A 25387-nucleotide genomic window follows, 5' to 3' on the forward strand; every position below is an offset into this window, starting at 1 on the left:
GGATGGCTAATCCTGAATTCACGCCTGTAGAGTAGAAGGAGCCGACTCCCTACGTAGAAGCAGGAAGTAAGTTTTAAGTGTCCGAGATGTCATTCTTGTCCGCTTTATGTCAATCTTATGTAGCAGAAGAGTTACTTGCCGCCGTAATAAAATGCAACTTCTTTATCTTTGAGCGGTGCAAAGTCAGCAGCGATCAGCATTTGATCTAGTTCTGCTTGAGGCAGGTGTTTGACACCAATGCGGACAATTCGCGATCGCATGGTATTTGATACACCACTCCGCTGTCTCCCGGCTTCTAATCCCATTACTTTCTCGTAAAGGTCTAATTTTGCCTGGGGAATTGGAGAGCCATCAAAGTCTATACCAGATGCGATCGCCACGTCGATCGCATCTGCGCCAGTTGTAGATTGAGCCACTGATTTTGTTTCTTCAGACATGGGTGATAATTTTAAAAAAAAGACGATCGCTCAACCGGAAAACCTCAAAGGAGGCGTTCTCATTAAGCTCAAACCGTTGACACATCAAGGATTGAATTTAGTGCGGATAAAAGGACTTGAACCTTCACTCCTCTCGGAACCAGAACCTAAATCTGGCGCGTCTGCCAATTCCGCCATATCCGCGTAGTCACATTTAACAAAATTAGCACATACTATTTTATTTGTCAAGCCAAATTTAAAAACCCGGTTTTTGTTCTGAGTCAGTCTAGTTGGAGGTTGAAACCGGGTTGGCTGGTCTGTGATAATGACTTATTTTTGGCCAAGTGCTTTCCAAGTGGTCTCATCTACCACTCCATCTGCCTTCAAACCTTTGTAATCCTGAAACCCCTTGACAGCAGCAATGGTCTTGGCACCAAAAATACCGTCGATCGGACCTGGGTCGTAACCTTGAACTTCTAGGCGCACCTGTAGTGTTTTCACTTTCGCACCAGAAGAGCCTTTAGAAAGAATAATTACATTGGTGGGCTCGCTGCTGGGAGCGTTGCTAGGAACGGAAGCATCCTTCTGAATGGGAGACTCCTCCTCAACAGTTTTAGGAGCAGATACCGAATCGGCTGCTAATGCTGTCCAAGTCTCTTTGTCTACGATGCCGTTTGAATCTAAGCCCTTAGCTCGTTGAAATTCACTGACAGCAGCAGTGGTGCGGGAACCATAGGCACCGTCGATCGTGCCGATGGAGAAACCATGAATTTGCAACCGTTGTTGTATGGCTGCAACTTCCGGTCCGTCTGCTCCTGCGGATATAGTTTTTTCCTTTTTGACTGGTTTTTGCTCCCCGGCATAAAAAGGCTTGTTAAACATATCTGTTTGGGAATTCGCCTCTGGGGAAGAAGTACCAGGGTCAGCCGGAGCCACAAAGTCTCTGCGGTACTGTTCTTGGACAAAGGGGTTGGACTCGAAAGCTGCGGTGGCATTCCTGGTGAATCCAGGAGCTACCAGAGCCACTAGACCGAGAATCGTTGCAGTAGTCACACGCATAGGTTTTCCTCTCGATAGTAAAGTTTTGTAAATTAAGACTGTTTTATGGTTTCTGTGTTTAATTGTAATACCATGCAGGACACACTTACTCATATCTAACGAATGTTAGATTGAGTTAGACCAATGAATTAGTAAGGGTCAAACACTACAGGAATCAAGGGGAATGCCTCTATTTGGCGATCGCCCATTTGGGAATTAGATCGATGCTGGGCTTACTTTCACTAGGTTGCACAAATATAGGCTACACAAATATACATAGACCCAGGGCTATTACCCGGTAGATTTCCCCAGAAATTTGGCAATCTGGATCGAAGGCTAAGGTAAGAATCTGTAACTAATGTTCTAGACATACCTTGACATTGTTGCCCCAGTGGGCAATTATCAATACCGATGTCGCCGGAACAGCACCTATAATAAATCTCAGCGGATGGGCTTACTTCCACTAGGTTGCACAAATATGGGCTACACAAATATACCTCTGCAAACGGACGATGTAACTAAAAACAACATCCCAGCAAGTCCGAATAGTAGCAAGTTCGATCGAACAGCCAAGTTACCGGAAGAAAGTGCGATCGTGTTAGGGATTTTAGGGTTTTGTTTGATGTGTTATTTGTTAGTTTGGAAAATTCGCGGGCGGGAAGAAGCCAACAGGATGCTGAAAAGCAGAATCAGAAGAAGGAAGTAATAAAGTTGCTAAAATTCAAATTGCTTACTCCGCCGAAACTGTGGCTGAAAGAGATTTGTCCGGGATTAAGGTGGACAACTTGGCTAGAAAAATTAGCTGACAACACTAACCAATCCCCGTCTAAATTTGTCCTAACAGTTCTCGGATAGTAGTTACTAACAATTTCATTTTAACTGGTTTAGACAAATATTTATTAGCACCAGCAGCCAAACATCTTTCGCGATCGCCTACCAGTGCTAGGGCTGTGAGCGCCACAATGGGAACTCGGTCTAATTTTGGTTCTTTACGCAAGGTTAATATAGCTTCAAAACCATCCATGATTGGCATTTGAATATCCATGAGAATTAAGTCAATAGTGGCTGTGGTAGCAATTTCGATCGCCTCCTTACCATTATTGGCGATAATAATTTCATACCCAAAAGCGCTGAGATAAGAAGAAAAAGTTTCAATATTTGCTTCATTATCCTCTGCCAATAAAATGACAGGTTTGGCCCCGTCAATATCAGAAATAGTATGTGTTTTTTCCATATTTAGCATCTCGTTAATTAATTTACTCATCAAGATTCTATCAGTTTGTCTATGGGCTAGGTGACTTTGATAGATTATTTTAATTCTGACTCTAAACAGGAGTATGTGGGATTTATCTTCAAGCCTTATCCATCATCGGCAACAATCACCTGATTGCGTCCAGCAGCCTTGGCTCGATACAGCGCAGCATCCGCAGCCTGAATCACCGCAAAACCTGTTTTACCTCGATCGGGGTAGGAGGCTACTCCCAGTGAAGCCGTTATAGATGTCATTTTTTTTCCTTGATAATTGAGTTGGAGTTTTTCGATCGCTTTTCTGATTTCTTCGGCTTTTTGATAAGTTCCTTCCAGAGAAGCTTCGGGCAAAATTATGGTCATTTCTTCACCACCATAGCGACAAGCAACATCGGAAGCTCTAATCATATTATTTAGCAGTTTGCCGATTTCTTTCAACACTAAATCTCCCGCATCATGACCCAATGTGTTATTAAATTCCCTGAAGCGATCGAGGTCTAGCATGATCGTACCCACACTATATTGATTGCGCTGTGCTCTAGCGATTTCTTTAGTGAGAAATTCTTCCAGATAGCGGCGATTGAACAAGCCTGTTAGAGAATCACGGATGCTTTGATTGACTAATTTTTCTCGGAGGGTAATATTGGCGATCGCCAATCCCAACTGTTCTGCTACTCTCCGTGCTAATAGTTGCCTATTTTCAGTCATTTGATGTGGTTTTGAAGCACACAAATACAGTAACCCTATGGTCTCCCCTTGGGCAATCATCGGCATACAAAGAGACTCGACAGGGGGATTTTGGTGGTCAATATGGTTGCAGAATAGATCGTGTCGCTCCCCACCAATCCAATGCAGTCTCCCCCGTCGTAAACCCCAACAATCCTTGGGAACAAATATCGTTTCAGAATACAGCGAATTCCCCCAGGATGTTACCATTTCTAAAAGATCCCGCGAGTTGGTCATCATAAAAATAGCCCCACAACTTTCAGGAAATAAGGGTTGGGAGAGCGTACCGATGGTAGCGCAAGCTTCCGCCACTGTTAAACAAGATTGTAAGTAATCGCTAATTCCATTGAGCAGAAGCATCTCAGCATTTCTTTGCTTGAGTTCGGCAACTCGTTCTTGCAATTCTTGATTAACTCTTTGAAGAGTTTCTGCTGCAAGTTTGCGCTCGGTGACATCCCTCGAAAGGCAAAGAATCGACTCAATTATACCTTGATTTGTCAGTTCAGGAGCCATTTCCATCTCGAAAGAACGGACACCATTGAGTGTTAATGTCTCAAACTCAATAGTCTGTTTTTTCCCTGTTCTCAACAGAATCTCGGCCGCAGTTTCCCAATTATTAATCATCGCTTCTGATAAGGCTAATTCACGACAGGTTTTCCCCAAAAATACCTCCGCTGCAATCCCAGTGATTTTTGTCAAAGACGGGCTGACATAAAGATGTCGTAAGGCCGTATCGAAGCGTTCTATAATATTGGGAGAATTTTCTACTAGAGTTTGGTATTGTTGTTTTGACTCTTGCAAAGCAGTTTCCGTTGCTTTGCGATCGGTAATATCTTCACCAATACTGAAGATACCGATAGTGTTTCCGGCGGAATTTTTCAAAACAGTATTATTCCAAACAATAAATCTTTCTATTCCTGATTTTGTTAAAATTCTATTTTCATAATAACAATGATTCTGAGAACCTAATTTTTGTGAAAACACATTTTCAACTTGTTGCCAATCAGCACGAGGCACAAAGGTTTCTAGCCATGACCGACCTAAAACTTCTGCTTCCGTATAATCTGTCAGATTTAAAAAAAAAGGATTGATATACTTGATGACACCATTGATGTCAAATTCCACCACCACTAATTGTACATTATCAAAAACAAATTTCCAACGCTTCTCCGCATTTATCAGCATGATTTCTGATTGTTTGCGTTCAGTGATATCTATCATAATGCCAACAATTCTTACAACTTCTCCACTCTCATTACAAATAGGTTCTCCTTTCGCAAAGATATAACCCCAAGAACCATCTACCCGCATAAATTTTAAGTCAGTTGCATAGGATTCTCGGCACTGAATAGCATTGTTTAGATGATTCTTAAGACATTCTCGATCCTCTGGTAAAAATTTGTGCCAGACTTGTTCAGGAGTAAATTCTGCCTCCTGGGTATCGAGTCCATAGATTTGATATATTTCAGGAGACCAAATAACTTGGTTTGTGAATACATCAAATTCCCAACTCCCTAATTTGGCAAATTTTTGTGCTTCTTGTAAATGGGCTTCGCTCTGTCGTAAAGCGATGGTGCGTTCTAAAATTCTTTGTTCTAGTTCTGTATTCAGTTGTTGGAGTTTTGCTTCTGCTAGTTTACGATCGCTAATATCTCTTGCCACCCAAGTTACTGCTGTCTCATTGATGGGCGAAATCATTGCTGAAAACCATAATAATTGAGTTCCTACCGACAGAGAGTAGTCTAGTTGAGCTGTTTTTCGAGAGGTGGCTACGTGCCGCACTCGTTGCAGCCAATCGCTATTCAATGATTCTTGAAAAAAGCGATTAATCGTCTGATTCACTATCTCACTACGGAGAGCATCCAGGGCTAGATTATTCATCGGAGCAATGTCAATACTGTTGAGATCCTCACCTTGGAGATTCACGATCAGGATCACGTCAGTCATGGCTTCGAATATAGACCTAATTTTATTTTCCGAGTAGGCTAGTTTTTTTTCGAGAAGTTTACGCTCTGCGATTTCTTCATGGAGGTGAGCGTTAATATTGGCCAGGTAGGATGTTTGTTCGTGGATTAGCTTTTGGAGGGCATTTAGTAACTCAGGTAAACTGATTTGCCGATCGCCTGGGGCATCATTCTCTATGATTTGATGATGTTCGCGAGGCGATCTCAGACTTTTGAGAGTCGCTAATTCCGCTCGCAATGCTTCTAATTCATCCATAAGTTGTTCTTTAGTTTTTTCACAATCGCTCATTGAAAATTCTCCTATAAACCCCAGGCTTTATATCCCATAAGAACTCCCCAGATTTATCCCTGGGATTTATCCTAAAATCTAAAATCTAAAATCTAAAATCTAAAATCCGTCGCCTTGCAGGAGCCGTAAGGCATCTCCTTCGTGTATAAATTCTAGCCCGTTACGATGATTTGTTCCTAGAGTACCGCAGACTGATTTTCGGTTGCTTCCCCTTGAGGATGGGATGGTCTGCCTCTGCCCCCTCTTAAAATCGCAACTAAATTGCTATGATTGAAAGAATTGTAAAGTATTATTTAAAACAACCATGAAACTCACCCGAATTGACCTGAATTCTTGGATTTTTCACCTAGCAGACAAAACTATCCTGGTCGATCCGTGGCTGGTCGATCCCCTCGTATTTTACGGTCAACCGTGGCTGTTCACTGCCTACCACAACACGCCTGTTGCTTTCACTCCCGACACATTACCGCCCATCGACTTGTTGCTGATTTCCCAAGGATTAGACGACCACTGCCACAAACCTACCCTCGAACGGCTCGATCGCACAATTCCTGCGATCGCATCTCCTACCGCCGCCAAAGTTCTCAGCAGTTTAGGCTATACAAATATCACATCTTTAGCAAATTGGCAAGAATTTAATTATCAAGAAAAGTTACAAATAACCGCAGTTCCCGGAGCCGAAATCCAGCCGGGACAGGAAGAAAACGGTTATTTGCTCAAAGACTTAACCAGTGGCGAAACACTCTACTACGAACCACACTTACCAAACTTAGAAAAAGTTAAACAAAAAATAGAGACAGTAGACGTAGCGATCGCCCCTGTCATCGGTCAAATTTTCCCATTTCTCGGACAAATCATCATCGGGCCATCGGGTGCCCTGAGCCTCGCCCAAGCCCTAAAGCCTAGGTTTTTCCTACCTACAACTATGGGAGACATCCGAGCCACGGGCATTTTGCCAATGTTGGTGCGATCGATCGGCAGCATCGCCGAATTTCGGCACTTACTGACCAATTCAGGACTTACAACCCAACTTCTCGAACCCGAACCAGGTCAAACCCTAGAAATTTAAGATTTAAGATTTAAGATTCCATCTCAAATCCCAAATCTCAAATCCCCAATCATCTTGGTGGCAGTCGCTTGCGCAAAAAAGCTGGAATATCCAATGCCGAATCCTGTTGCTGTTTCGGGTCAGGTGTCGATTGAGCCGGAGCCACCTGAACAGTAGCAGCCCGCCAAGGAGCATTAGCATTTTGCGTCCTACTCACCGGCTGCTGCGCGGGAATTTCCCCCGAAAAACCAGTAGCGATCACAGTAATCTTAATTTCGCCCTGAAGCCGCTCGTCAATCACCGCGCCAAATATAATATTGGCATTGGGATCTACCACCTCGTAAATGGTTTCGGCCGCCGCATTCACCTCATGCAAGGTCATATCAGTGCCACCAGTAATGTTAAACACCACACCTCTGGCACCCTCTATAGAAGAAGCCTCCAGCAAGGGCGAAGAAATCGCCTGCATTGCCGCTTCCCTAGCCCGCGACTTGCCAGAACCCACGCCAATACCCATCAGCGCCGAACCGGCATCAGCCATGACAGCCCGCACGTCAGCAAAGTCAACGTTTACCAAACCAGGAATAGTAATAATATCAGAAATACCCTGAACCCCTTGGCGCAGGATATCGTCAGCAACTCGAAAAGCCTCTTGTACAGGCATTTGTTCGGAAATCACGGACAACAGCTTATCGTTGGGAATCACGATCAGGGTATCAACTCGGCTTTTCAACTCTGCGATGCCTTCCTCAGCTTGACTGGTACGACGTCGCCCCTCAAAAGTAAAAGGTCGGGTGACTATCCCCACAGTCAAAGCGCCCATTTCCTTAGCAACCTCAGCCACAATCGGTGCAGCGCCGGTACCCGTACCGCCGCCCATACCTGCGGTAATAAACACCAAATCTGCGTGATTTAACGCATTGGCAACTTCGTCGCGAGATTCCTCAGCAGCCTTTTGACCGATGGCAGGATTGCCTCCGGCACCCAAACCGCGCGTCAGCTTTTGTCCTACTTGCAAGCGTTTGGGTGCGTTGGATAGAACTAGAGCTTGGGAATCGGTATTCACGCACCAAAATTCTACGCCCGAAACCTCGCTAGCAATCATGCGGTTAACGGCATTGCCCCCACCCCCGCCGACGCCAATTACTTTGATTTTGGCTGCACTACTGGGCATGATTTCTTTGGGATTGACCATAGGATCGATATCAATACTATCTACATTTACATAACCAGACTTGCGTCTAAATGGATTGGTGGAATCGTAAGCCACCGGAAAATTTTTGACTTCTTCGGAAGGGGGACTGTCTTCGCCAGACCCCTGTCTAGGATTCAAGGTCATCTCTCTTCCTCCTTGGAGACTCCCGCCAATGCTTTACTCAGTTTGGCTTCGACGTGAGCGCTCAGCCGAGCGGCGGTGAGAGGAAAAGGAAAGCATGGTAAGGGTGACATAACTATTCCTGTGGTCGGTGAGGGAACCGTTGCGCCTCAAAAGTGGTGAAACTCCTTGGCATACCTGCTGGCATTGCAGGATAGAGACTACCGATATTATTCTCAAAAGACCGCCTCGGTAGGGCGTTTCATTTGGGGATTTCTCCCGGTCGGATTTCTCCGGTATGGTTAGCGCGCGCCTTTGTGGTCAGTAGAGATCCCAGGAGTATGAACTTTACAGCTTGTTAGCTAAGCACTAATTTACAATCAACTATAGGCTAAGTTGCGCAAAAAACTAGCGCAAGCAAGCCTGAATATTCCCAAGCCTGAATTTGGTCTCACAACTAGCCGAGAGTTAAATCGATGGAAATCTTTCGATTCATTATTTTTGCTTGACTTGTCCCTGGGGCTGTCTCACCAGGGCGATGGTGCAGCTCAATTTTGCGAGGGAGTTGGTGAGGGACTTGAGTTTTCACCAACTGCGGAGGATGGAGGTTCGGTGGACGACGGGAAAAGCCGGATTTTTCAAGTCAATGTAGGCTATTTTGCTGGCATCTAGCTGTTTTGGCAATTGTCGCATCCGGTCTAAAACTTTCAGTTGCTCGATGGTTTTGGAACTATGGGGACCTAGGTGTACAGTTCCAATCTCTGTTTTCAGGATCAAGTTATTCGGGTCTTGCCAATCTATTTCAAACACTTTCAACGCCAAAGTGCTGAACCCTTGGTAAAACTGCGGCCATTCGGCGCGATAGAGTTCCCAGTCTCCAATGACTTTTAAACTTGGCAAAGAACGCTGAGACTGTGTTTCCTGACTGTTGTTGCCCAGGGAGCTACTTTGGGATTGTTTATCAGTAGTATAGCTGTCAAAGGGCATCCAACCTCCCCTAGCATCCAGCCACCCTACTTTTTGTTTGTCGTGGCCGGTGGTAGTCACCGCCCTAGGTTGGGCCACTGCCACTGGCAGCCGTTCTGCCACTTCTACGGTCAAACTTGGCGGAAATAGGTTGCGAGTCACCTTGGCTTTGGCGATCGGACCGGTGGCTTCGAGTTTAGAAGCTAGGGCTTGTGGTTGAATCCCCCACAGAGACTGCGGGTAAGAAAGTGGCATCAAAGACCGGACTGCTTTGTCAGAAAGCCAATGATTCCCCTCCACCTTCACTTGTTCCGATCGAGCAATCAACCAAGTCGGCTGGGCTATCCACCACACTAGACCCCCAGCCATCCCACTGGCAGCCAGCAGTTGCCACACCACAGTCGCCAATCGAGCGCGACGAAGCCGCTGCAACTGTTGGCGTCTGTGCCCTAACTCTGTTTCTGACACTGATGCAAAACTAGCCATCTACCTCTTGACAATTTGGTAATTATAAAGTATTGACAACTCAAAACTCTTGAATTTTTCTCAAGCTGTCTCCTTTTCCCCTACTATTTAAGCAGATCCCCGCAAAATTACCCAAATTCATGGTCAGCTCAGTAAGATTACTGAGCCAGTTTGTCCCCAAAAATTAGTTAATTATTTAGAATTTAAGCATCGGGAAGCCGATGAGCAGACAGAGGTTGTTTAGGTATTGAGGGCATTACCCCACAGGGCAAAAGGCGAAAATTCAAACTAAACTAGAGTTTGAAAGTATATACTTTCTCTAAACAATTTAACTTTTAGTTAGCTTCAATTGTGATCGCACTGGAATTAGACAGATTCTATAAAGCCTGCAACCCTAGCAAGACCCTTGTCGCGGGCGACCCAGGAGATTATCAATACTACATTGATTTTGCTTCGGTACGGGGCGGTAAAATCATTGAATCTTTGCAGCGGACTATTACCCGTATCTCCCCAGACCAGCCTACTTGTCAACTATTTACAGGACATATCGGCTGTGGCAAATCTACTGAATTGTTTCGACTTAAAGCTGAGCTAGAGCAAGAAGGTTTTTACGTCGTTTACTTTGAGTCTTCTCAAGATTTAGACATGGGTGACGTAGACATCAGCGATATTTTGCTGAGCATTGCTCGCCAAGTCAGCGAAACGATGGAGTCAGCCAAAATTAAACTCAGACCAAGTTATTTCACTAATCTGTTTGCAGAAGTCGCAGAATTTTTGCAGACTCCCATTGATTTATCCGCAGAAGCAGAGTTATCTGTAGGCATTGCTAGAGTTACTGCTAAAACTAAAGACTCTCCCAAACTAAGATCGCAGCTTAGACAATACCTGGAACCCCGCACTAATAGCATCTTGCAGTCAATTAACGAAGAACTCCTTAATGTAGCCAACCTCGAACTCAAACGCCAAGGCAAAAAAGGACTCGCCGTGATTGTTGATAACCTCGATCGCCTCGACGGAGGTCTCAAACCCAGCGGACGCACCCAGCCAGAATACCTGTTTTTAGACCGTGGCGAACAGTTGAAAAAACTCAATTGCCACGTAGTCTACACTATTCCTCTGACTTTAATTTTTTCCAATGACTTCGGTAGACTCGCCAGTAGATTTGGAGTTAAACCCAAGGTGATGCCGATGGTTCCGGTGCAAATTCGATCGGGGGAAGACCACTCGGAAGGAATGGCCCTACTACGCCAGCTCGTATTGGCTAGAGCTTTCCCCAAGGTTGCTCCTTCTCAACGCCTCGATTTGATTTCCAAGGTGTTCGACTCTCCTGAAACCTTAGACAGACTCTGCCGCATTAGTGGCGGTCACGTTCGCAATCTACTGATGCTGTTGTATAGCTGTTTGCAGCACGAAGACCCCCCTTTTACTCGTGAATGTTTGGAAAGTGTCATTCAAGAATATCGCGATGACTTGTTGGGAGCAGTCAACGATACGGAATGGGAATTGTTGTTTCAAGTTGTAAACCGACAAACGGTGACTGGTGAAGAAGAGTCTCAAATTTTATTACGAAGTATGTTTGTTTTTGAATATCGCGATCCAGAAGGTCGCTGGTTTGGTATCAATCCAGCCCTAGCAGAAACGAGAAAATATAAGGAGTGGCAACAGCGCGGTAATCAAAAATAGTTTTGAGTTTTGAGATTGCTTCGGGAGCAGACAGATTTGAAATTAAAACTAGAACAAGCCCTCGGCTCCATGGAGAAGGGTCATTTTTTAGTCATAAAATCTCCCATCTAAAATCTCTATCGTTTAGGAGATATTTGCAGCCCTAGGAGGTTTTGATGTCAGACCCCCTAGGGCTGATTTTACCTATTGCTTTTAACCTCACATAGTCTTATCCCTTATCTCATAAATTTTTGTGTCATTTGGTTTGGCTGAGTGCCTGCTACAGATAATTCTGCGTTGACACTAATAGCTAACTCCGAGAGTTCTCTGATGATGTCAAATTCAATACTGAGAATAGTGGTTACGCCATTGCTTCTTTCCGCTCTCAAGCCTATACCAGTAGACTATTTATCAGCACTTAACCGGAGTCGATATCATAGGTTAGCAACTAACCATTCATCTGGTGGATAAATTTATCTGTAGCTGACTAAAAAACAGATTAATTTTAATTTAATATTTATATATAAATCTAGCTTTCTATTAGATTGAGAGGTATGATGTGTTTGGATTGAAATAGAGCCAGTAGGGCTGGATAGACTAGATAAGTGCGAAAAATTACGTAGTAATAAAGGTATAAAGTGCTGGACGGAAATAAGTGTATATAAGTAGAGAAAGTTTCAGTCATCATTAGGTTGTTTATTTCTGCAAATGGGGTGCACGCATGACAGACATGATTAAATTACGAGAAACGGCCAGCTACAACGAGCGATCGCTCAAAACGCTGGTACGGTCGATCGCGATGTCTCAACAGCAATTCTCCCTAATCTTGGTGCGCTGCAACTACGAGCACTTGCGCCAGCAAATGGTCAAGCGACTGCGACAAATGTCCCCACTGCCGATCCAAGATCTAGTCCTACGGCCCGGAGTCAAAACCCTCTACACTACCTTGATGGCCAACACCCAAAACCACGGGCAGTTCCCAGGGGCTGCGATCTCTGCTGTGATGGTGTTCGGCTTAGAAACAGTAGTAGCGATCGACGAAGTGATGGCATCTACCAATCAAGTGCGAGACGAATTTCGCAAAAATTTTTCCTGTCCGGTGGTGTTGTGGGTGACAGATGACATCGTAACCAAAATGATCCGTCTCGCCCCGGATTTCAAAAGTTGGGCCGCGGCCACAATTAAATTTGAAATGGCTGTGGACGAATTGATCGATTTTCTGGCTCAGCGAGCTGATGGCATATTTCGAGTAGGCGAACTCAACCGACAATGGGAAAACAGCACAGCCGCCAAATCCGGCTTTAGCACCTACGACGACACCGACTTAGAAAAACCCACTCAGGAGATCGAAATCCGGCAGGGGGAGCGTTTTCTGACACCTCATCCTCGATCGCAAAACTCCCAAACATCCAATATCCAGTCCTATTCGCCCTTGAGTCCGGGAAATAACCTCGATTTGGCGATCGGTTCCTTATCGCGCCGAGAACTAGAATTAGCTTTAAGAGATTTGCAAAATCGCGACCAACAATTAGAACCAGCCCTGGAAGCTAGCCTGCAATTCGTTCTCGGTAGAGACTACTACGTCAGCGACGAAACCGAAACCGCTTTGATCCACTACCAACAAAGCTTAGTATTTTGGCAGCAACAAACCGGCAATTGGGAACTCAAAAACTGGGAAAAGTCCTGGGAAACAAAAAACCTTTCCTGCACTTTGTCTAATCCAGTCCCGAATATTCTTTTTTTAGAAAGAGAGGGCATAGTGCTGTTTCACATAGCCCTGTGTCACCGCTTACAAGCAGCCAGAAATCCAGTAGCCAACCGCCAGCATTGGGAGCAAGCCTGGATTAGCCTGGAACAGTCTAGAAATGCCTTCTCCCTTGCCGATCGCCCTGAATTAGTAGCAGAGGTAACGGCACACCTAGGAGAGGTATTGCAACGCCTAGAAGCTTGGGGAGAATTGCAAGCATTGGCAGAAAATTCCTTGCAGCTACATTTCACCTACGGAACTCCGAGCCAGCTAGCTCAAGATTACGGCTTTTTGGCAGAAGTAGCGCTGCAACAGTCGAGGTGGAGTCAAGCCCGTCAGCTAGCCGAGTTGGCCTTAGCGATACTAGATCAAACCCCTAACGATTTGAGATTGCTAATTGAAGATTTAAGATTGGGTTTTTCCGGGAATTATCCAGAGTTTGTCGGCACTAACCAGTCAATTAACGAACCCAAATCTAAAATCCAGCATCCTAAATCCGACAGAAGTTCCTATCTTTTACTGTTAGCCCAAAGTTTGCGACAACTAGGACAGTGGGAAGCCGCAGTTCATTCTTTGGAATTGGCTCAAAGTCAAAGCGAGCCGAAGTACGACCCCCGGCTTTACATTGATATTTTGACCGAACTACAAGCGGTTTATTTCGAGCAGGGAGAGTACCTCAAGGCTTTTCGGATTAAAAAAAACCAGCGATCGATCGAATATCAGTACGGATTTAGAGCTTTTATCGGAGCCAGTCAATTGCAGCAGCAGCGACAAGCCGTCAACCCGTCCAGTCCCTCAGCCAAAAATCAAGCAGCAATTGCAGCGGAAATGACCGCCTACTCTCGCCAGAAAGATATCAATAACTTGCTGGAAAGAATTAGCAGGGACGACCATAAATTAACGATTATTCACGGACCCAGCGGAGTTGGCAAAAGTTCTTTAGTCAATGCGGGATTAGTACCTGCTTTAAAAAATATCACTCCCGGCGCACGGGATACTTTGCCTGTATTAGTCAAAGTTTATAGTGATTGGCTCAGAGAATTGGAAAATGCTTTAAATGGCGCGCTGTACGAAAAACAAGTCGAAGAAGACAGGAAATTAATCCAAAATGGAGTCGGGGAAATTTCTCGAAAAAATCAATTATTCATACCAGGGCGTACCGAAGAAGCTTCATCTTTTTTGGTTGAACAATTGCGACAAAATTCCCAGAATAATTTATTGACCATTTTAATATTTGACCAGTTTGAAGAATTTTTCTTTGTTTCAACCTCGGTAGCTCAAAGACAACTGTTTTATAAGTTTTTACGTTTGTTTTTAAATCTCCCTTTTGTCAAAGTAATACTCTGTCTGAGAGAAGATTATTTACACTATTTACTAGACTGCGATCGCTTTCCCAATCTCGACGCCATTAATAATAATATTCTCGACAAAAGCATCCGCTATCAACTGCGAAGTTTTTCGATTAAAGATGCGCGGGCTGTGATCGGACACTTGACAGAACGGGCAGAATTTTACTTAGAACCAGAACTAATTAATGCCTTCGTCGAAGATTTATCAGACGAATTGCAAGAAATTCGACCGATCGAATTGCAGGTGGTGGGAGCGCAACTGCAAGAAGAAAATATTACGACCATAGAACAATACCAGCAGTTGGGTGACAACCCCAAAGCAGAATTAGTCAAGCGATCGCTCGAACGAGTCATTTCTGACTGCGGTCCTGTCAACGAAGACGCAGCTTGGAAAATTTTATTTTCCCTGACCGATGAAAGAGGAGTCAGACTGATAAAAACCAAACATGAACTCTCATTAGTTACAGGGGTGCAGCCCGAAGATGTGGAGGAACCAGATTTGTCTGGGATGGGCAGAATCAGCTTAATTTCACTACAGCACAAACTGGGCAAAAACTCAGAAATAGAACCCAAAAAAACCGATAACCTCGAATTAATTTTAGATATTTTAGTTGGTCATGGTTTGTTATTTTTGCTCCGGGAATCCCCCGAAGATCGTTATCAATTGGTTCACGACTATCTAGTCCGCCCCATCCGCGAAAGATTCGGCTTAGAAGCCAGACTGCACAAAGCAGAAGCCGACAAAAACATGAGTCAAGCACAGCTATACAGGGCGAATAGTTTTCTCAAACAACTTTTGGGATTAGCAGCGATCGGCGTACTGCTGCTAACCAGTTCCACCGTCGCCGCCGTCAACTTTTGGTGGCGAGCTGTGGGACAAAGACAACTAGCTGTAGCTCAAACTCAGCGAGCCGAAATTAGCACCCTGACGGCGGCTTCTGAAGCACTTTATTTTTCCAATAACAAATTTGATGCGATGATGGAAAGTTTGAGAGCGGGGAGACAATGGAGGCAAATCGAACACTCCCAAGAAACCCACACTCTCAAAGACACAGAAATTTTGATTTCTGCGTCTCTCCAACAGGCGGTTTACGGTATCAAAGAACGCAACAGATTAGAAGGACACGGAGATGTCGTTTGGGGTCTAAATTTTAGCCCAGATGGGCAAACAATTGCTTCGGCTAGTGTAGACAAAACAGTCAAACTTTGGGCGAGGGACGGTAGCTTGCTGGCAACTTTTAAAGGCCACACTAATAGCGTTACCAGTGTGGCTTTCAGTCCTGACAGCAAAATTCTCACCTCCGCAAGCTTAGATAAAACCATCAAAATGTGGAAAACCGACGGCACTTTACTGGCAACTTTTAAAGGTCATACTAATAGCGTTACCAGTGTCACTTTTAGCCCGGATGGACAAACGATCGCCTCTTCATCTACAGACAAAACAGTCAAACTCTGGAAAACCGATGGTACACTCCTGCAAACCATCCCACAACTAGCACCCGTAAATTGGGTCAGTCTCAGCCACAACGGTCAAATTATAGCCGTGGCCAGCGATGACGGTACTGTGAAACTGTGGAGCTCTGACGGTAGACTAATGGCGAATCTGTGGCACAGCGAAAACAAAAAACCTTCTAAAGTTTATACCGTCAGTTTCTCTCCCGATGGTGAAACCCTGGCTTCTGGCGGTGAGGACAACACAGTCAAAATTTGGAATGTCCGCCCACTTCAAAACAATCCACAACTAAATTCAATCGACAAAACAGACTTGCTGCTAACAACTTTGCGGGGACATAGCAAATGGGTATTTGGGGTCAGTTTCTCCCCTGATGGTCAAACTCTTGCTTCTGGTAGTGCCGATAGAACGGTTAAACTCTGGAGTCTGGTGGATATTCATGGAAAACACCCGCTAGATGCTGGCAAGTTTAAGCCTCTGGGCCGCTTGCTCAGAACCTTTGAAGGACACGCCGATCGAGTTACTCAGATCAGTTTTAGCCCCGATGGCAAAACCCTGGCTTCGGCAAGTTTTGACAAAACTATCAGGCTGTGGCGACTGGATGACGTACCTCTAAAAACCCTTGACGGACATCAAAACCGCGTCCTCAGCGTTACTTTCAGCCCCGATGGCCAAAGGCTGGCTTCTGCTGCTATGGACAAAACTATCAAGATCTGGAGTCGTACAGGGGTGTTGTTGGAAACCTTGGAGGGACACACTCAGAGAGTATCTAGCCTCAGTTTCAGCCCCGACGGCTTGCTGCTTGCTTCTGGAAGTCATGACAAAACTGTCAAAATCTGGAGTTTAAAAGAAAATGCGATCGCTAATATTTTGCCTTGTCCTTCGGCTCCACTTTTCCCTTGTTCTCCTTCTGTGTTGTTCACTCTCGATGGACATAGCGATAGCGTGACTAGCGTCAGTTTTAGCCCCGACAGCGAGATCGTGGCTTCGGCGAGTAAGGACAAAACTATTAAACTCTGGACTAGAAATGGCAGGTTGATTAAAACTTTGACGGGACACAAAGCCTGGGTGACTAGCGTTAGTTTTAATCCCGATGGTTCCATGCTGGCTTCGGCTAGCGATGACGGTACTGTGAAACTGTGGAATCGGGATGGTCGTTTGCTGAGGACTTTTGAAGGGGCTCACAACAGTTTTGTGTTGGGGGTGGCTTTCAGCCCTGATGGGCAAATGCTGGCTTCGGCTGGTTATGACAATTCGGTGAAGTTGTGGAATGTGGATGGGACTTTGGTGGCGACGCTACTCAAGGGTTCTAGCGACAGCGTGACTAGCGTCAGTTTTAGCCCGGATGGTTTGTTGATTGCTTCGGGTAGTTACGATCGCAAGGTGAAATTGTGGAGTCGTAGTGGCACTTTGTTGAAAACTTTGACTGGACATAAAGACAGTGTGATGAGTGTGAGTTTTAGCCCGGATGGGAAGGTTCTGGCTTCTGCTGGTAGGGATAATCGGGTGATTTTGTGGAATTTGGACCTGGACGATTTGTTAGTCAGGGGCTGCGATTGGGTGGGGGATTATCTGAGGACTAATCCAAATGTGAGCGATCGCGATCGGCGTCTGTGCGATGGGGTAGCGCCTAAATCTCAGTTTTAGCCCTGTGATTTTTGGCCGTGGGAGTGGCGAGTGGGCAGAGGCGATGCCCAGAATAGGCCGTTAAATGTGGTGATTTAACACCAACGCCCGATGCCCGATGCTGCTTTCCTGTTCCAAACTTTCCTTATCCCAACACTTCCCCTTCCCCCCCGCTTCCTGTAAAGTAAATAATTGTAAAGAAATATGAGTTTTCTCTTATCCTCTGGTTAAGACCGCCAGCTAGTATTCATTCACAATTGAGACCCAGATTAGAACTTCCTATGTCACAGTTTTTCTCACGCAAATTTCTAGCCTCTGCTGCTGCTTTTTTCCTGGCTTTGTCCCTGTGGGCGATCGCACCAGCAGCCCATGCTTTCAACAATCCTGATTTGTTGCCCGAAATTCAGACTCCGATCATTGACTTAGCTAAAGCCCTTACAGAGATTGAAGAACAGGACTTGGCAAAAAATTTAACTGCCTTTGAGGCGGAAACTGGCTGGAAGTTGCGAGTGCTGACTCAGTACGATCGCACCCCCGGTTTGGCTGTCAAAGATTATTGGGGCTTAGATCAAAAGAGTGTCCTGTTAGTTGCCGATCCGCGAGGTGGCAATCTTCTGAACTTTAATGTGGGAGATTCTTTGTATCCTCTGTTGCCGCGCACTTTTTGGGTGGAACTGCAAACCCGCTACGGTAATCAGTTTTTTGTGCGGGACAATGGCGAAGATCGAGCGATTATTGAATCTTTGGAGTCGATCGAAGGTTGTCTCCGTCAAGGTGGATGTCGCGTGGTTCCCGGTTTGCCTAGGGAACAGTGGATTTTGACTTTAATTTCTTCGGTGCTAGGGGGGGTCATCTGTGGCTTTGCGGCTCAACCACGGAAACCGGGACAGTTGGTGGCTTGGCAGTGGGCGCTGATTTTTTCGCCACTGTGGGGCATCTTGTTTTTTGCCTTCGGTGTCGGCCCTGTGGTGATTCGGACTTCTGAGTGGTTGCCTTTGGTGCGGAATGTGGCTGGTTTTGCGATCGGGGCTTTGGTAGCATTCCTCACTCCCGTACTCGGCAAGTCTTCACCGTCATCAGAAACTTAGTTTCTACCTTGGCAGTTGGCAGTTGGTAGTTGGCAGTTAACCAATCACTAAAAGCTGATAAGCTGATACTTGATAATTCACAGGCGACAGCTATTCAACACATGGAATGGCACTTAAGCGATGCCCAGAGTCTGGGATTAATCGATAGCGAAATTGGCGAGCATGGTTTTTCGGCGGCGGAATATGAAATTGTCCGCCGTGTAATTTATGCAACTGCTGATTTTGAATATAAGTCTTTAATCAGTTTTTCCGATCAAGCTTTGCAAGCTGGGGCGGCCGCTTTGGCTGCTCGGACTACGATTGTGGTAGATGTGCCCATGGTCCAGGTGGGGATTACGCCACTGCTCCAAAGTACCTTTGCCAATCCGGTGTACTGTTCAATGGAAGCTTTGACACGCCCTCAAAAGGAAAAAACGCGGGCTGCTTGGGGGATTGAAACCTTGGCTAAACGCTATCCAGAGGGAATTTTTGTAGTTGGCCAAGCTCAAACTTCTCTCTCGGCGATTGTCGATTTAATTGAGTCTGAGGAAATTCGCCCTGCTTTGGTGATTGGGACTCCTTCTGGGTTTGTAGGCGTGGATGTGGCCAAGTCTCGCTTACACGATTCCATGATTCCTCATATTCGGATTGAGGGGCGGAAGGGTTCGGCGGTGGTGGCTGTGGCGATTGTGAATGGGCTGGTGGATTTGGCTTGGCAGGCTTACGGCCAAGAGGGGAATAGTTGATATTACCTCAAAGGTGGCAACTGCTGCTTGATTTTAGGCAGTAGTTGCTTGATTTTGATTCCAAACATCAACACAAACCACACTGCGCCACCGGCTCCCAAACTAATCAATAGCACTAACACAAAAGGATGAATTTCCACACTACTCAATAATGGCAAGTAAAATTTGCGATCGGGCGCGTCTTGTTTAATCAAATAAGGAGCGCCACCAGCCACTACTCCCGCTACTCCCAAACCAAAGCCCACTGCTTGAATCGTAACTTCAAGTTTCGCATCCCGATAAGCTTCTTCAATGGAGACTACGCCTCGAATTGCTTCCATTGCCTTATCTAGCAAGCCCGAACCATGTTGGAAATAACCTAAATCTGCCTGAATCTGCCTTTGAAACCGCGGGCAGTTTTGCGTACTGAATGTTGCGAGAAAACTTAAATCGGCATCACTACTATTATACTTTTTACTGTCGGTAATGTCAAGACTTATTTGATTTAATTTATCTTGATAATTTTGGGCATTAATGGCGATCGTATTTTCGCGAAACTGCAAATCACTAAGCATCCGGGCATACTTCACAGCCCGCTGCGGCAGCTTAATCATCTGAGTTTCCAGATATTCCAATTCCTCCTCATTTAAACCCGCACCTTTCGATTGTCTTTGCTGAACCCTATCCCTCTCCAAATAGTCAAAAGTCTTGTCAATATCCAATTCAATTTGCTTGTATTCCTCGCGAATCACCGCATAAAGCTGGCGGCTATCCTGATAAGCCCGCAGAATCTTATTGCGGTACAAAAACAAATCCATAAAATCGCGATACCGCGTCTCATCCCAGATATCATCAGTTGTCGCACTGTTGAAAAACCAGATAATAACGTGACAGTTACCATCGGGCTGATTGAGATCTCCATACTCCAAAATTGGACTCCCGAATAACTCGCCTTGACGACAGAAATCCGGGAGATTGTCAGCAAAAATCAAGCTTTCTAGACACTCTTTGCCTAAATTTTTGAAAAACTGCGAATCTTCCCGCGCCGCCTGATTTTGTTCCACACTCAGCCAAGCCGTAATCAGCAGAGTTTGCCCGAAATAACTCTGCACAAAATTTGGCAGCAAGCAGTCGCCGGGATTAAACTGCTTCAAGATGCTAACATCCACAGCAGGTGTTTTAATGCCTCCATCTTTTTCGGGAATCCGAATTTGCAAACCCAAGGCATAACTGTCGTCAATTCGCATCGGTGCCGCGAAACCCTTGACAGGAACTTGCTGATTTTCAACCACAATCTCCTTAGCAAAAAACAGAGAATTACGGTTGTTAACTTTTGATTTATCAATTAAGTTAACACGCAAGCCTACAGGTTCATTTTTTTTGTGAAAATAGCTGTCAGTGAATTTGTTAGTGACGGCTAATTTAGTTTGCAAAATCTCATCGCACTTCTGCCACAAACTGGCGAATTCCACAGGGGAATTTGACTGTGATTCTAGGGCGTTACAGGGGTGAAAGGCAAACAGATAGACGTTAGGGGCATAGATTTTGCTACTTGGAGTCATTGCTAGTATCTGATTGATTATCTGCTGCGCTTTTTTGCAGCTTTTTGTAACTTTCTTGAATGCTGGTACGCAGAGTTTGAGTGATATTGGTTAGTGGCCACATTGTCGTTGGGGTGGGTTCGCCCACATCTTCGATTTCTTTTTTGCATTTAACAACAGCAATTTTTAATTCATCTCCCAATTGATGAAAGGCGCACCACTTGCTGATAGTCATAGCAATGGGAAACAATTCATCATCTGCTGATTCTGCTATTTCTGTTTGTAATTTTGGTAAATCTTGCCATGCTGTCGGCATAAAAATACTGGGATTTTCGTGCAGCCATTGCAGGAAAGCATAGATAATTTTGTCAGGTTCCATAGTAATTCCTCCGGTCATTTAAAAAAATGAATTGGTAGGGGCGGGTTAACCAACCATAATTGCCAATTATCGACAATCTCGAAAACCCGCCCAACCCAACCGACAATCACAATGTACATTTTAACATTTAATTCGTAGGGGCGGGTTAACCAACCATAATCGCCACCAATAAACAATCTCGAAAACCCGCCCAACCCCAACCAACAATCATTATCTACATCTTAACATTTAATTCGTAGGGGCGGGTTAACCAACCATAATTGCCAATTATCGACAATCTCGAAAACCCGCCCAACCCCAACCAACAATCATTATCTACATCTTAACATTCGATCCATATTTTCTGTTAATTCAGGTGATCTGTGGGGTTGGGCGGGTTTTTATATATTGTCTATTACTGTTATATATGGTTGGTGAACCCGCCCCTACAAAATTTGGGTAAATGTTCATGTGGATTATTGGTGGGGTTGGGCGGGTTTTTATATATTGTCTATTACTGTTATATATGGTTGGTGAACCCGCCCCTACGAGATTATGTTTTGACACTTTAATATCCCGTGGCACAAAATGCTGCCCAATTTATCGGGTCGCTAAACGGCTGTTCTTTACTCGAACACACTAACCATAATTCTATACTTTGTCTAGATTTTTTATCTAATTTTAACAATTCTACCCAAACTTGAAAATCCTTGCGAGTCACAACGCGCATCCAGTTTTGCGCCGCATTCAAAGCAATGGCTACTGAATCTGCCTGCGGTAATTCCTGATAAAATTTAATCATCAAAATTGCGGTGGCAAAATCATCGACAGCCCACAGACTGCTGACAACATTCATGCTACCCGCATACAAGAAGCCGCTGGGTAAACCAATGTATTCATCCGTCATGGCGGTGGAAGTTGTTAACCCGGTTTCGCAGGCGGAAAGTGTGACGAGACTGCACTTCGGTAACAGCAATTCGCTGAAGATGTCGCGCAGGGTGAGGCATTTTTCGGGGATGGCTTTTCTGCCGCTGCGTAGAGTGACGTAACGCTTGGTTTCGGGCGGGCACGGGGGTTCGGGCGGGCACGGGGATTCGGGCGGGCACGGGGGCACCGCCCCTACGGGTTGGAGGGGTAATGGTTCGAGGGAATCGGCTAAGATTAGGGATGATTGGAGTGGATAGTCGAAGTCGAAAACGCCGTGACAGGAAAAGTGCAGGTAGTTGGCAGTTGCGAGGTTTTCTCCGCTGGCATTGAGGGCGATTTTTGTGGCTTGTTTTTTGAGTAAAATTTGATGGGGATTGAATCGGGTTTTGATGGTTTCTACTTCCATATCCGCGTTGAATAAATCTTCGGTGGGATTCTGGAGGGCGAATAATTGTTGTTGATTTTTTGGGCTGGATTTTCTGGTGGTGATGCGATTTTTTACGAGTTCCAGCAGTTGCAAGCTGGGGGCGTATTTCACGCCTGCGGGGAAGCAGTCTAACAAGTACCTCGTAGGGGCGGTGGATGGTGCGTGCCCGCCCGTGCCCCCGTGCCCGCCCGAATCCGTAGGGGCGGTGGATGGTGCGTGCCCGCCCGAATCCGTAGGGGCGGTGGATGGTGCGTGCCCGCCCTCTAATGGTAGGGCGTGGAGGGGGAATAGGTGCAGGTAGCGGTGGGGTATTAGGATTAGTTGGTGGCTGGTTTTGATTTTGCCTACTATTTCGTTGAGGCGCAGGATTTGTGAGAGTTTTTCGAGTTGTTGGGAGAGGGTTTGTTGCCAGATTTGGTTGGTTTTTTGGTCGCGGTATTGGTCGAGATAGTTGTTTTTCCAGGTTTCTAATTCGGCTATTTCGGTTGTGGTGTAGGTGACTAATTCTATGTTGTCGCGGGTGATGATGAAGGCTGATCCTCCCCAGCCCCCCTTAAGAAGGGGGGAGTTGGAGTTGGAGTTGGAGTTGTTGCCGATGTACCATTCTATAATGGCTGTTTTTGGATCTAATGTTTTCTGGAATTTGTTGATGTCTATGGGTTGGATTTTTTGAGTTAGTTTGAATTCTGGTTCTCGTTGTTTGAAGGTTTCTAGGAATTGTTCTAGTTGCTGTAATGCTGTTGCTAATTTATCTTGTTGTTTTTGAGATGATTCGGGAATGTGAGGGCGGGTTTGGGTTGTGCGTTGGGAGGGAGAGTCTGGAACCCCCCCCGGCCCCCCCTTGGTAAGGGGGGGAGGAAGAGGGGAAAGGGGCGGAGAAATTGGGGTTTGGGTTTCTAGGGATTGTTGGAGGGAGGCGATTTGGCGGCGCAGGTTTTTGAGTTGCTGTTTTTCGGTGGCGGTGGCGGTTTTGGGGTAGATTTCGCTGTTGGTGAAAAGTTCGAGTAGGTAGCGCGATTTGCTGCGTTCGATTGTTTGAATGGCTTTGTGATATTGTTGGTGGTTGATGCAGGATTGCATCATTTTTTCGTAGACATCAAGATTTTCTTCGATGATTTCTCGTTTGCGGTTGTCGGATGCGATCCACTCGCGGCTTTGTTCGACTGCTTCGATCGCTTTTTCGTAGCCGAAGATGGCGGTTTCCCACAAGTTTTCTGTAAATCCTAAATTGCCTAAACTTCGCCCAGCTTTCAGACAGCTAAGGGGTAAAGCATCCGGTTTGAAGATTTCTAAAGATGATTTAAAACATTTTATTGCTTCTGGAATTAGTCCTTTTTCCTGATAAGCATAAGCAATATTTTCTTGAGTCGTTGCCCATTGTTGGGGAAAAGCGGCGCGGGTGTAAACTAATAAAGCCAATTCATAACAGGCGATCGCCTTTTCGAGATTCTCCGCTTTGTCTTCCCTGATTCTGTCACTGTAAGCAGTTGCTAAATTATTTTGAGTCATTGCCCAATCTTGGGGAAATGCGTCGCGGGTGTAAACTAATAAAGCCAATTCATAACAGGCGATCGCCTTTTCGAGATTCTCCGCTTTGTCTTCCCTGATTCTGTCACTGTAAGCATTTGCTAAATTATTTTGAGTCATTGCCCATTGTTGGGGAGAAGCGTCGCGGGTACGAACTAATAAAGCCAATTCATAACAGGCGATCGCCTTTTCGAGATTCTCCGCTTTGTCTTCCCTGATTCTGCTATAGTAAGCATTTGCTAAATTATTTTGAGTCGTTGCCCAATCTTGGGGAAAAGCGGCGCGGGTGTAAACTAATAAAGCCAATTCATAACAGGCGATCGCCTTTTCGATATTCTCGGCTTTGTCTTCCCTGATTCTGTCACTGTAAGCATTTGCTAAATTATTTTGAGTCATCGCCCAATCTTGGGGAAATGCGTCGCGGGTACGAACTAATAAAGCCAATTCATAACAGGCGATCGCCTTTTCGATATTCTCGGCTTTGTCTTCCCTGATTCTGTCACTGTAAGCATTTGCTAAATTATTTTGAGTCATCGCCCAATCTTGGGGAAATGCGTCGCGGGTACGAACTAATAAAGCCAATTCATAACAGGCGATCGCCTTTTCGAGATTCTCCGCTTTGTCTTCCCTGATTCTGTTTCTGTAAGCATTTGCTAAATTATTTTGAGTCGTTGCCCAATCTTGGGGAAATGCGTCGCGGGTACGAACTAATAAAGCCAATTCATAACAGGCGATCGCCTTTTCGAGATTCTCCGCTTTGTCTTCCCTGATTCTGTTTCTGTAAGCAACACCCAGACTATTTTGATTATATCCCCAATCTTTTGGGTAAGCTTCGCGAGTAAAAATAATTAATCCTACTTCCAAACAAGCGATGGCAATTTCTATGTTACTTGCCCGACTGCCTTGCTGAAGACTGGAAATTGTAATATTAAAACTATAGAGATTATCCGCAAGTTTGTATGCTTCCTCTGACTCCATTTCTGGGAGGGTTTGAGTTGCCCACTCTCGCAAGTATTGGGCACAACCATCGTCGATTAATTCGAGATTGTTTTGCAGGATGGCGATTTGTTCGTCTTCTGGGGAGTTGAGGAGAGATTGGATGAGGGTGAGATAGGTTGGTTGGTTGTTCATTGCACTATCCGTGTTTGGGATATTTTACATTGTTTGCGGGGGGAATGCAACAGATTTACCCAAGTTTTGTAGGGGCGGGTTCACCAACCATATCTATATCAATACGGACAATTTTGATAAACCCGCCCACCGCAACCGATCGCCTGCATGAATCTGAATTTTGCATCGCATCGAACAACGTATATTGTGATTTTTTGTGGGGTGGGGGCGGGTTTTCGAGATGGTGGATTATGGGCCATTATGGTTGGTGAAACCCGCCCCTACGAGGTTGGGGTTTGTGGGGGTTTTGTGGTGGGGTGGGGGCGGGTTTTCGAGATGGTGGATTATGGGCCATTATGGTTGGTGAAACCCGCCCCTACGAGGTTGGGGTTT

15 protein-coding genes and 1 tRNA gene are annotated in these 25387 nt (G+C 45.4%); 6 read left to right on the forward strand and 10 right to left on the reverse strand.

Annotated features, from left to right (window positions below; genetic code table 11):
- Window positions 1–131: 131 nt before the first annotated feature.
- The 3 genes from AAFP14_RS25145 to AAFP14_RS25155 form a co-directional block, all read right to left on the reverse strand.
- Window positions 132–437 carry a small RNA NsiR4-regulated ssr1528 family protein gene (locus AAFP14_RS25145; RefSeq protein WP_341734912.1) on the reverse strand — a complete coding sequence of 102 codons (306 nt, stop codon included), beginning with the start codon at window positions 435–437 and terminating at the stop codon, window positions 132–134.
- Window positions 438–538: 101 nt separating this feature from the next.
- Window positions 539–620, reverse strand: a tRNA-Leu gene (locus AAFP14_RS25150).
- A 126-nt stretch (window positions 621–746) separates the two neighbouring features.
- Window positions 747–1475 carry a peptidoglycan-binding domain-containing protein gene (locus AAFP14_RS25155; protein WP_341734913.1) on the reverse strand — a complete coding sequence of 243 codons (729 nt, stop codon included), beginning with the start codon at window positions 1473–1475 and terminating at the stop codon, window positions 747–749.
- A 457-nt stretch (window positions 1476–1932) separates the two neighbouring features.
- Between AAFP14_RS25155 and AAFP14_RS25160 the strand changes: the two genes are divergently transcribed.
- The gene (locus tag AAFP14_RS25160) at window positions 1933–2160 is read left to right on the forward strand and encodes a hypothetical protein (RefSeq protein ID WP_341734914.1); all 228 of its coding nucleotides are present in this window, start codon (window positions 1933–1935) and stop codon (window positions 2158–2160) included.
- A 120-nt stretch (window positions 2161–2280) separates the two neighbouring features.
- Here the strand turns inward: AAFP14_RS25160 and AAFP14_RS25165 are convergent, their stop codons facing one another.
- Window positions 2281–2688 carry a response regulator gene (locus AAFP14_RS25165; protein WP_341734915.1) on the reverse strand — a complete coding sequence of 136 codons (408 nt, stop codon included), beginning with the start codon at window positions 2686–2688 and terminating at the stop codon, window positions 2281–2283.
- A gap of 125 nt (window positions 2689–2813) precedes the next feature.
- Complete coding sequence (locus tag AAFP14_RS25170; protein WP_341734916.1) at window positions 2814–5681, reverse strand: diguanylate cyclase; 2868 nt, start codon at window positions 5679–5681, stop codon at window positions 2814–2816.
- Between the two features lie 304 nt (window positions 5682–5985).
- On the opposite strand from AAFP14_RS25170, the gene AAFP14_RS25175 reads away from it, so the two are divergent.
- Window positions 5986–6750, forward strand: coding sequence for an MBL fold metallo-hydrolase (locus AAFP14_RS25175; protein ID WP_341734917.1), 765 nt, complete (start codon window positions 5986–5988; stop codon window positions 6748–6750).
- Window positions 6751–6799: 49 nt separating this feature from the next.
- Here the strand turns inward: AAFP14_RS25175 and ftsZ are convergent, their stop codons facing one another.
- Window positions 6800–8068 (reverse strand): cell division protein FtsZ, encoded by a 1269-nt coding sequence (gene ftsZ, locus AAFP14_RS25180; protein WP_341734918.1) that lies wholly within the window; start codon window positions 8066–8068, stop codon window positions 6800–6802.
- Window positions 8069–8629: 561 nt separating this feature from the next.
- Complete coding sequence (locus tag AAFP14_RS25185; protein ID WP_341734919.1) at window positions 8630–9496, reverse strand: cell division protein FtsQ/DivIB; 867 nt, start codon at window positions 9494–9496, stop codon at window positions 8630–8632.
- Window positions 9497–9826: 330 nt separating this feature from the next.
- On the opposite strand from AAFP14_RS25185, the gene AAFP14_RS25190 reads away from it, so the two are divergent.
- The 4 genes from AAFP14_RS25190 (at window position 9827) to AAFP14_RS25205 (ending at window position 19125) form a co-directional block, all read left to right on the forward strand.
- A complete protein-coding gene (locus tag AAFP14_RS25190; protein ID WP_341734920.1) occupies window positions 9827–11158 on the forward strand; it encodes an ATP-binding protein in 1332 nt (443 codons plus the stop codon).
- A gap of 700 nt (window positions 11159–11858) precedes the next feature.
- Window positions 11859–17333 (forward strand): WD40 domain-containing protein, encoded by a 5475-nt coding sequence (locus AAFP14_RS25195; protein WP_341734921.1) that lies wholly within the window; start codon window positions 11859–11861, stop codon window positions 17331–17333.
- 260 nt (window positions 17334–17593) lie between these two features.
- A complete protein-coding gene (locus tag AAFP14_RS25200) occupies window positions 17594–18400 on the forward strand; it encodes a TPM domain-containing protein (RefSeq protein WP_341734922.1) in 807 nt (268 codons plus the stop codon).
- Window positions 18401–18501: 101 nt separating this feature from the next.
- Window positions 18502–19125, forward strand: a complete 624-nt coding sequence (locus tag AAFP14_RS25205) for a precorrin-8X methylmutase (protein ID WP_341734926.1) — start codon at window positions 18502–18504, stop codon at window positions 19123–19125.
- Between the two features lie 2 nt (window positions 19126–19127).
- Here the strand turns inward: AAFP14_RS25205 and AAFP14_RS25210 are convergent, their stop codons facing one another.
- The 3 genes from AAFP14_RS25210 to AAFP14_RS25220 form a co-directional block, all read right to left on the reverse strand.
- Entirely contained in the window at window positions 19128–20666 is a 1539-nt protein-coding gene (locus tag AAFP14_RS25210) for a hypothetical protein (protein WP_341734923.1), read from the reverse strand.
- On the reverse strand, window positions 20653–21024 hold the full coding sequence (locus AAFP14_RS25215; protein ID WP_341734924.1) for a hypothetical protein: 372 nt from the start codon (window positions 21022–21024) through the stop codon (window positions 20653–20655). The genes AAFP14_RS25210 and AAFP14_RS25215 overlap by 14 nt, the downstream gene beginning before the upstream one ends.
- A gap of 547 nt (window positions 21025–21571) precedes the next feature.
- Window positions 21572–25015: a CHAT domain-containing protein gene (locus tag AAFP14_RS25220; protein ID WP_341734925.1), complete on the reverse strand. Its 3444-nt coding sequence runs from the start codon at window positions 25013–25015 to the stop codon at window positions 21572–21574.
- Between the last annotated feature and the right edge of the window lie 372 nt (window positions 25016–25387).

Origin of the sequence: Microcoleus sp. EPA2 (assembly GCA_020882975.1) — a bacterium.
Classification (GTDB): domain Bacteria; phylum Cyanobacteriota; class Cyanobacteriia; order Cyanobacteriales; family Microcoleaceae; genus Microcoleus.

What these genes read in the sequence shown, in the direction of transcription:
- AAFP14_RS25145 (WP_341734912.1), bottom strand. Translation starts at nt 437, where the DNA reads ATGTCTGAAGAAACAAAATCAGTGGCTCAATCTACAACTGGCGCAGAT.
- AAFP14_RS25155 (WP_341734913.1), bottom strand. Translation starts at nt 1,475, where the DNA reads ATGCGTGTGACTACTGCAACGATTCTCGGTCTAGTGGCTCTGGTAGCT.
- AAFP14_RS25160 (WP_341734914.1), top strand. Translation starts at nt 1,933, where the DNA reads ATGGGCTACACAAATATACCTCTGCAAACGGACGATGTAACTAAAAAC.
- AAFP14_RS25165 (WP_341734915.1), bottom strand. Translation starts at nt 2,688, where the DNA reads ATGGAAAAAACACATACTATTTCTGATATTGACGGGGCCAAACCTGTC.
- AAFP14_RS25170 (WP_341734916.1), bottom strand. Translation starts at nt 5,681, where the DNA reads ATGAGCGATTGTGAAAAAACTAAAGAACAACTTATGGATGAATTAGAA.
- AAFP14_RS25175 (WP_341734917.1), top strand. Translation starts at nt 5,986, where the DNA reads ATGAAACTCACCCGAATTGACCTGAATTCTTGGATTTTTCACCTAGCA.
- ftsZ (WP_341734918.1), bottom strand. Translation starts at nt 8,068, where the DNA reads ATGACCTTGAATCCTAGACAGGGGTCTGGCGAAGACAGTCCCCCTTCC.
- AAFP14_RS25185 (WP_341734919.1), bottom strand. Translation starts at nt 9,496, where the DNA reads ATGGCTAGTTTTGCATCAGTGTCAGAAACAGAGTTAGGGCACAGACGC.
- AAFP14_RS25195 (WP_341734921.1), top strand. Translation starts at nt 11,859, where the DNA reads ATGACAGACATGATTAAATTACGAGAAACGGCCAGCTACAACGAGCGA.
- AAFP14_RS25200 (WP_341734922.1), top strand. Translation starts at nt 17,594, where the DNA reads ATGTCACAGTTTTTCTCACGCAAATTTCTAGCCTCTGCTGCTGCTTTT.
- AAFP14_RS25205 (WP_341734926.1), top strand. Translation starts at nt 18,502, where the DNA reads ATGGAATGGCACTTAAGCGATGCCCAGAGTCTGGGATTAATCGATAGC.
- AAFP14_RS25210 (WP_341734923.1), bottom strand. Translation starts at nt 20,666, where the DNA reads ATGACTCCAAGTAGCAAAATCTATGCCCCTAACGTCTATCTGTTTGCC.
- AAFP14_RS25215 (WP_341734924.1), bottom strand. Translation starts at nt 21,024, where the DNA reads ATGGAACCTGACAAAATTATCTATGCTTTCCTGCAATGGCTGCACGAA.
- AAFP14_RS25220 (WP_341734925.1), bottom strand. Translation starts at nt 25,015, where the DNA reads ATGAACAACCAACCAACCTATCTCACCCTCATCCAATCTCTCCTCAAC.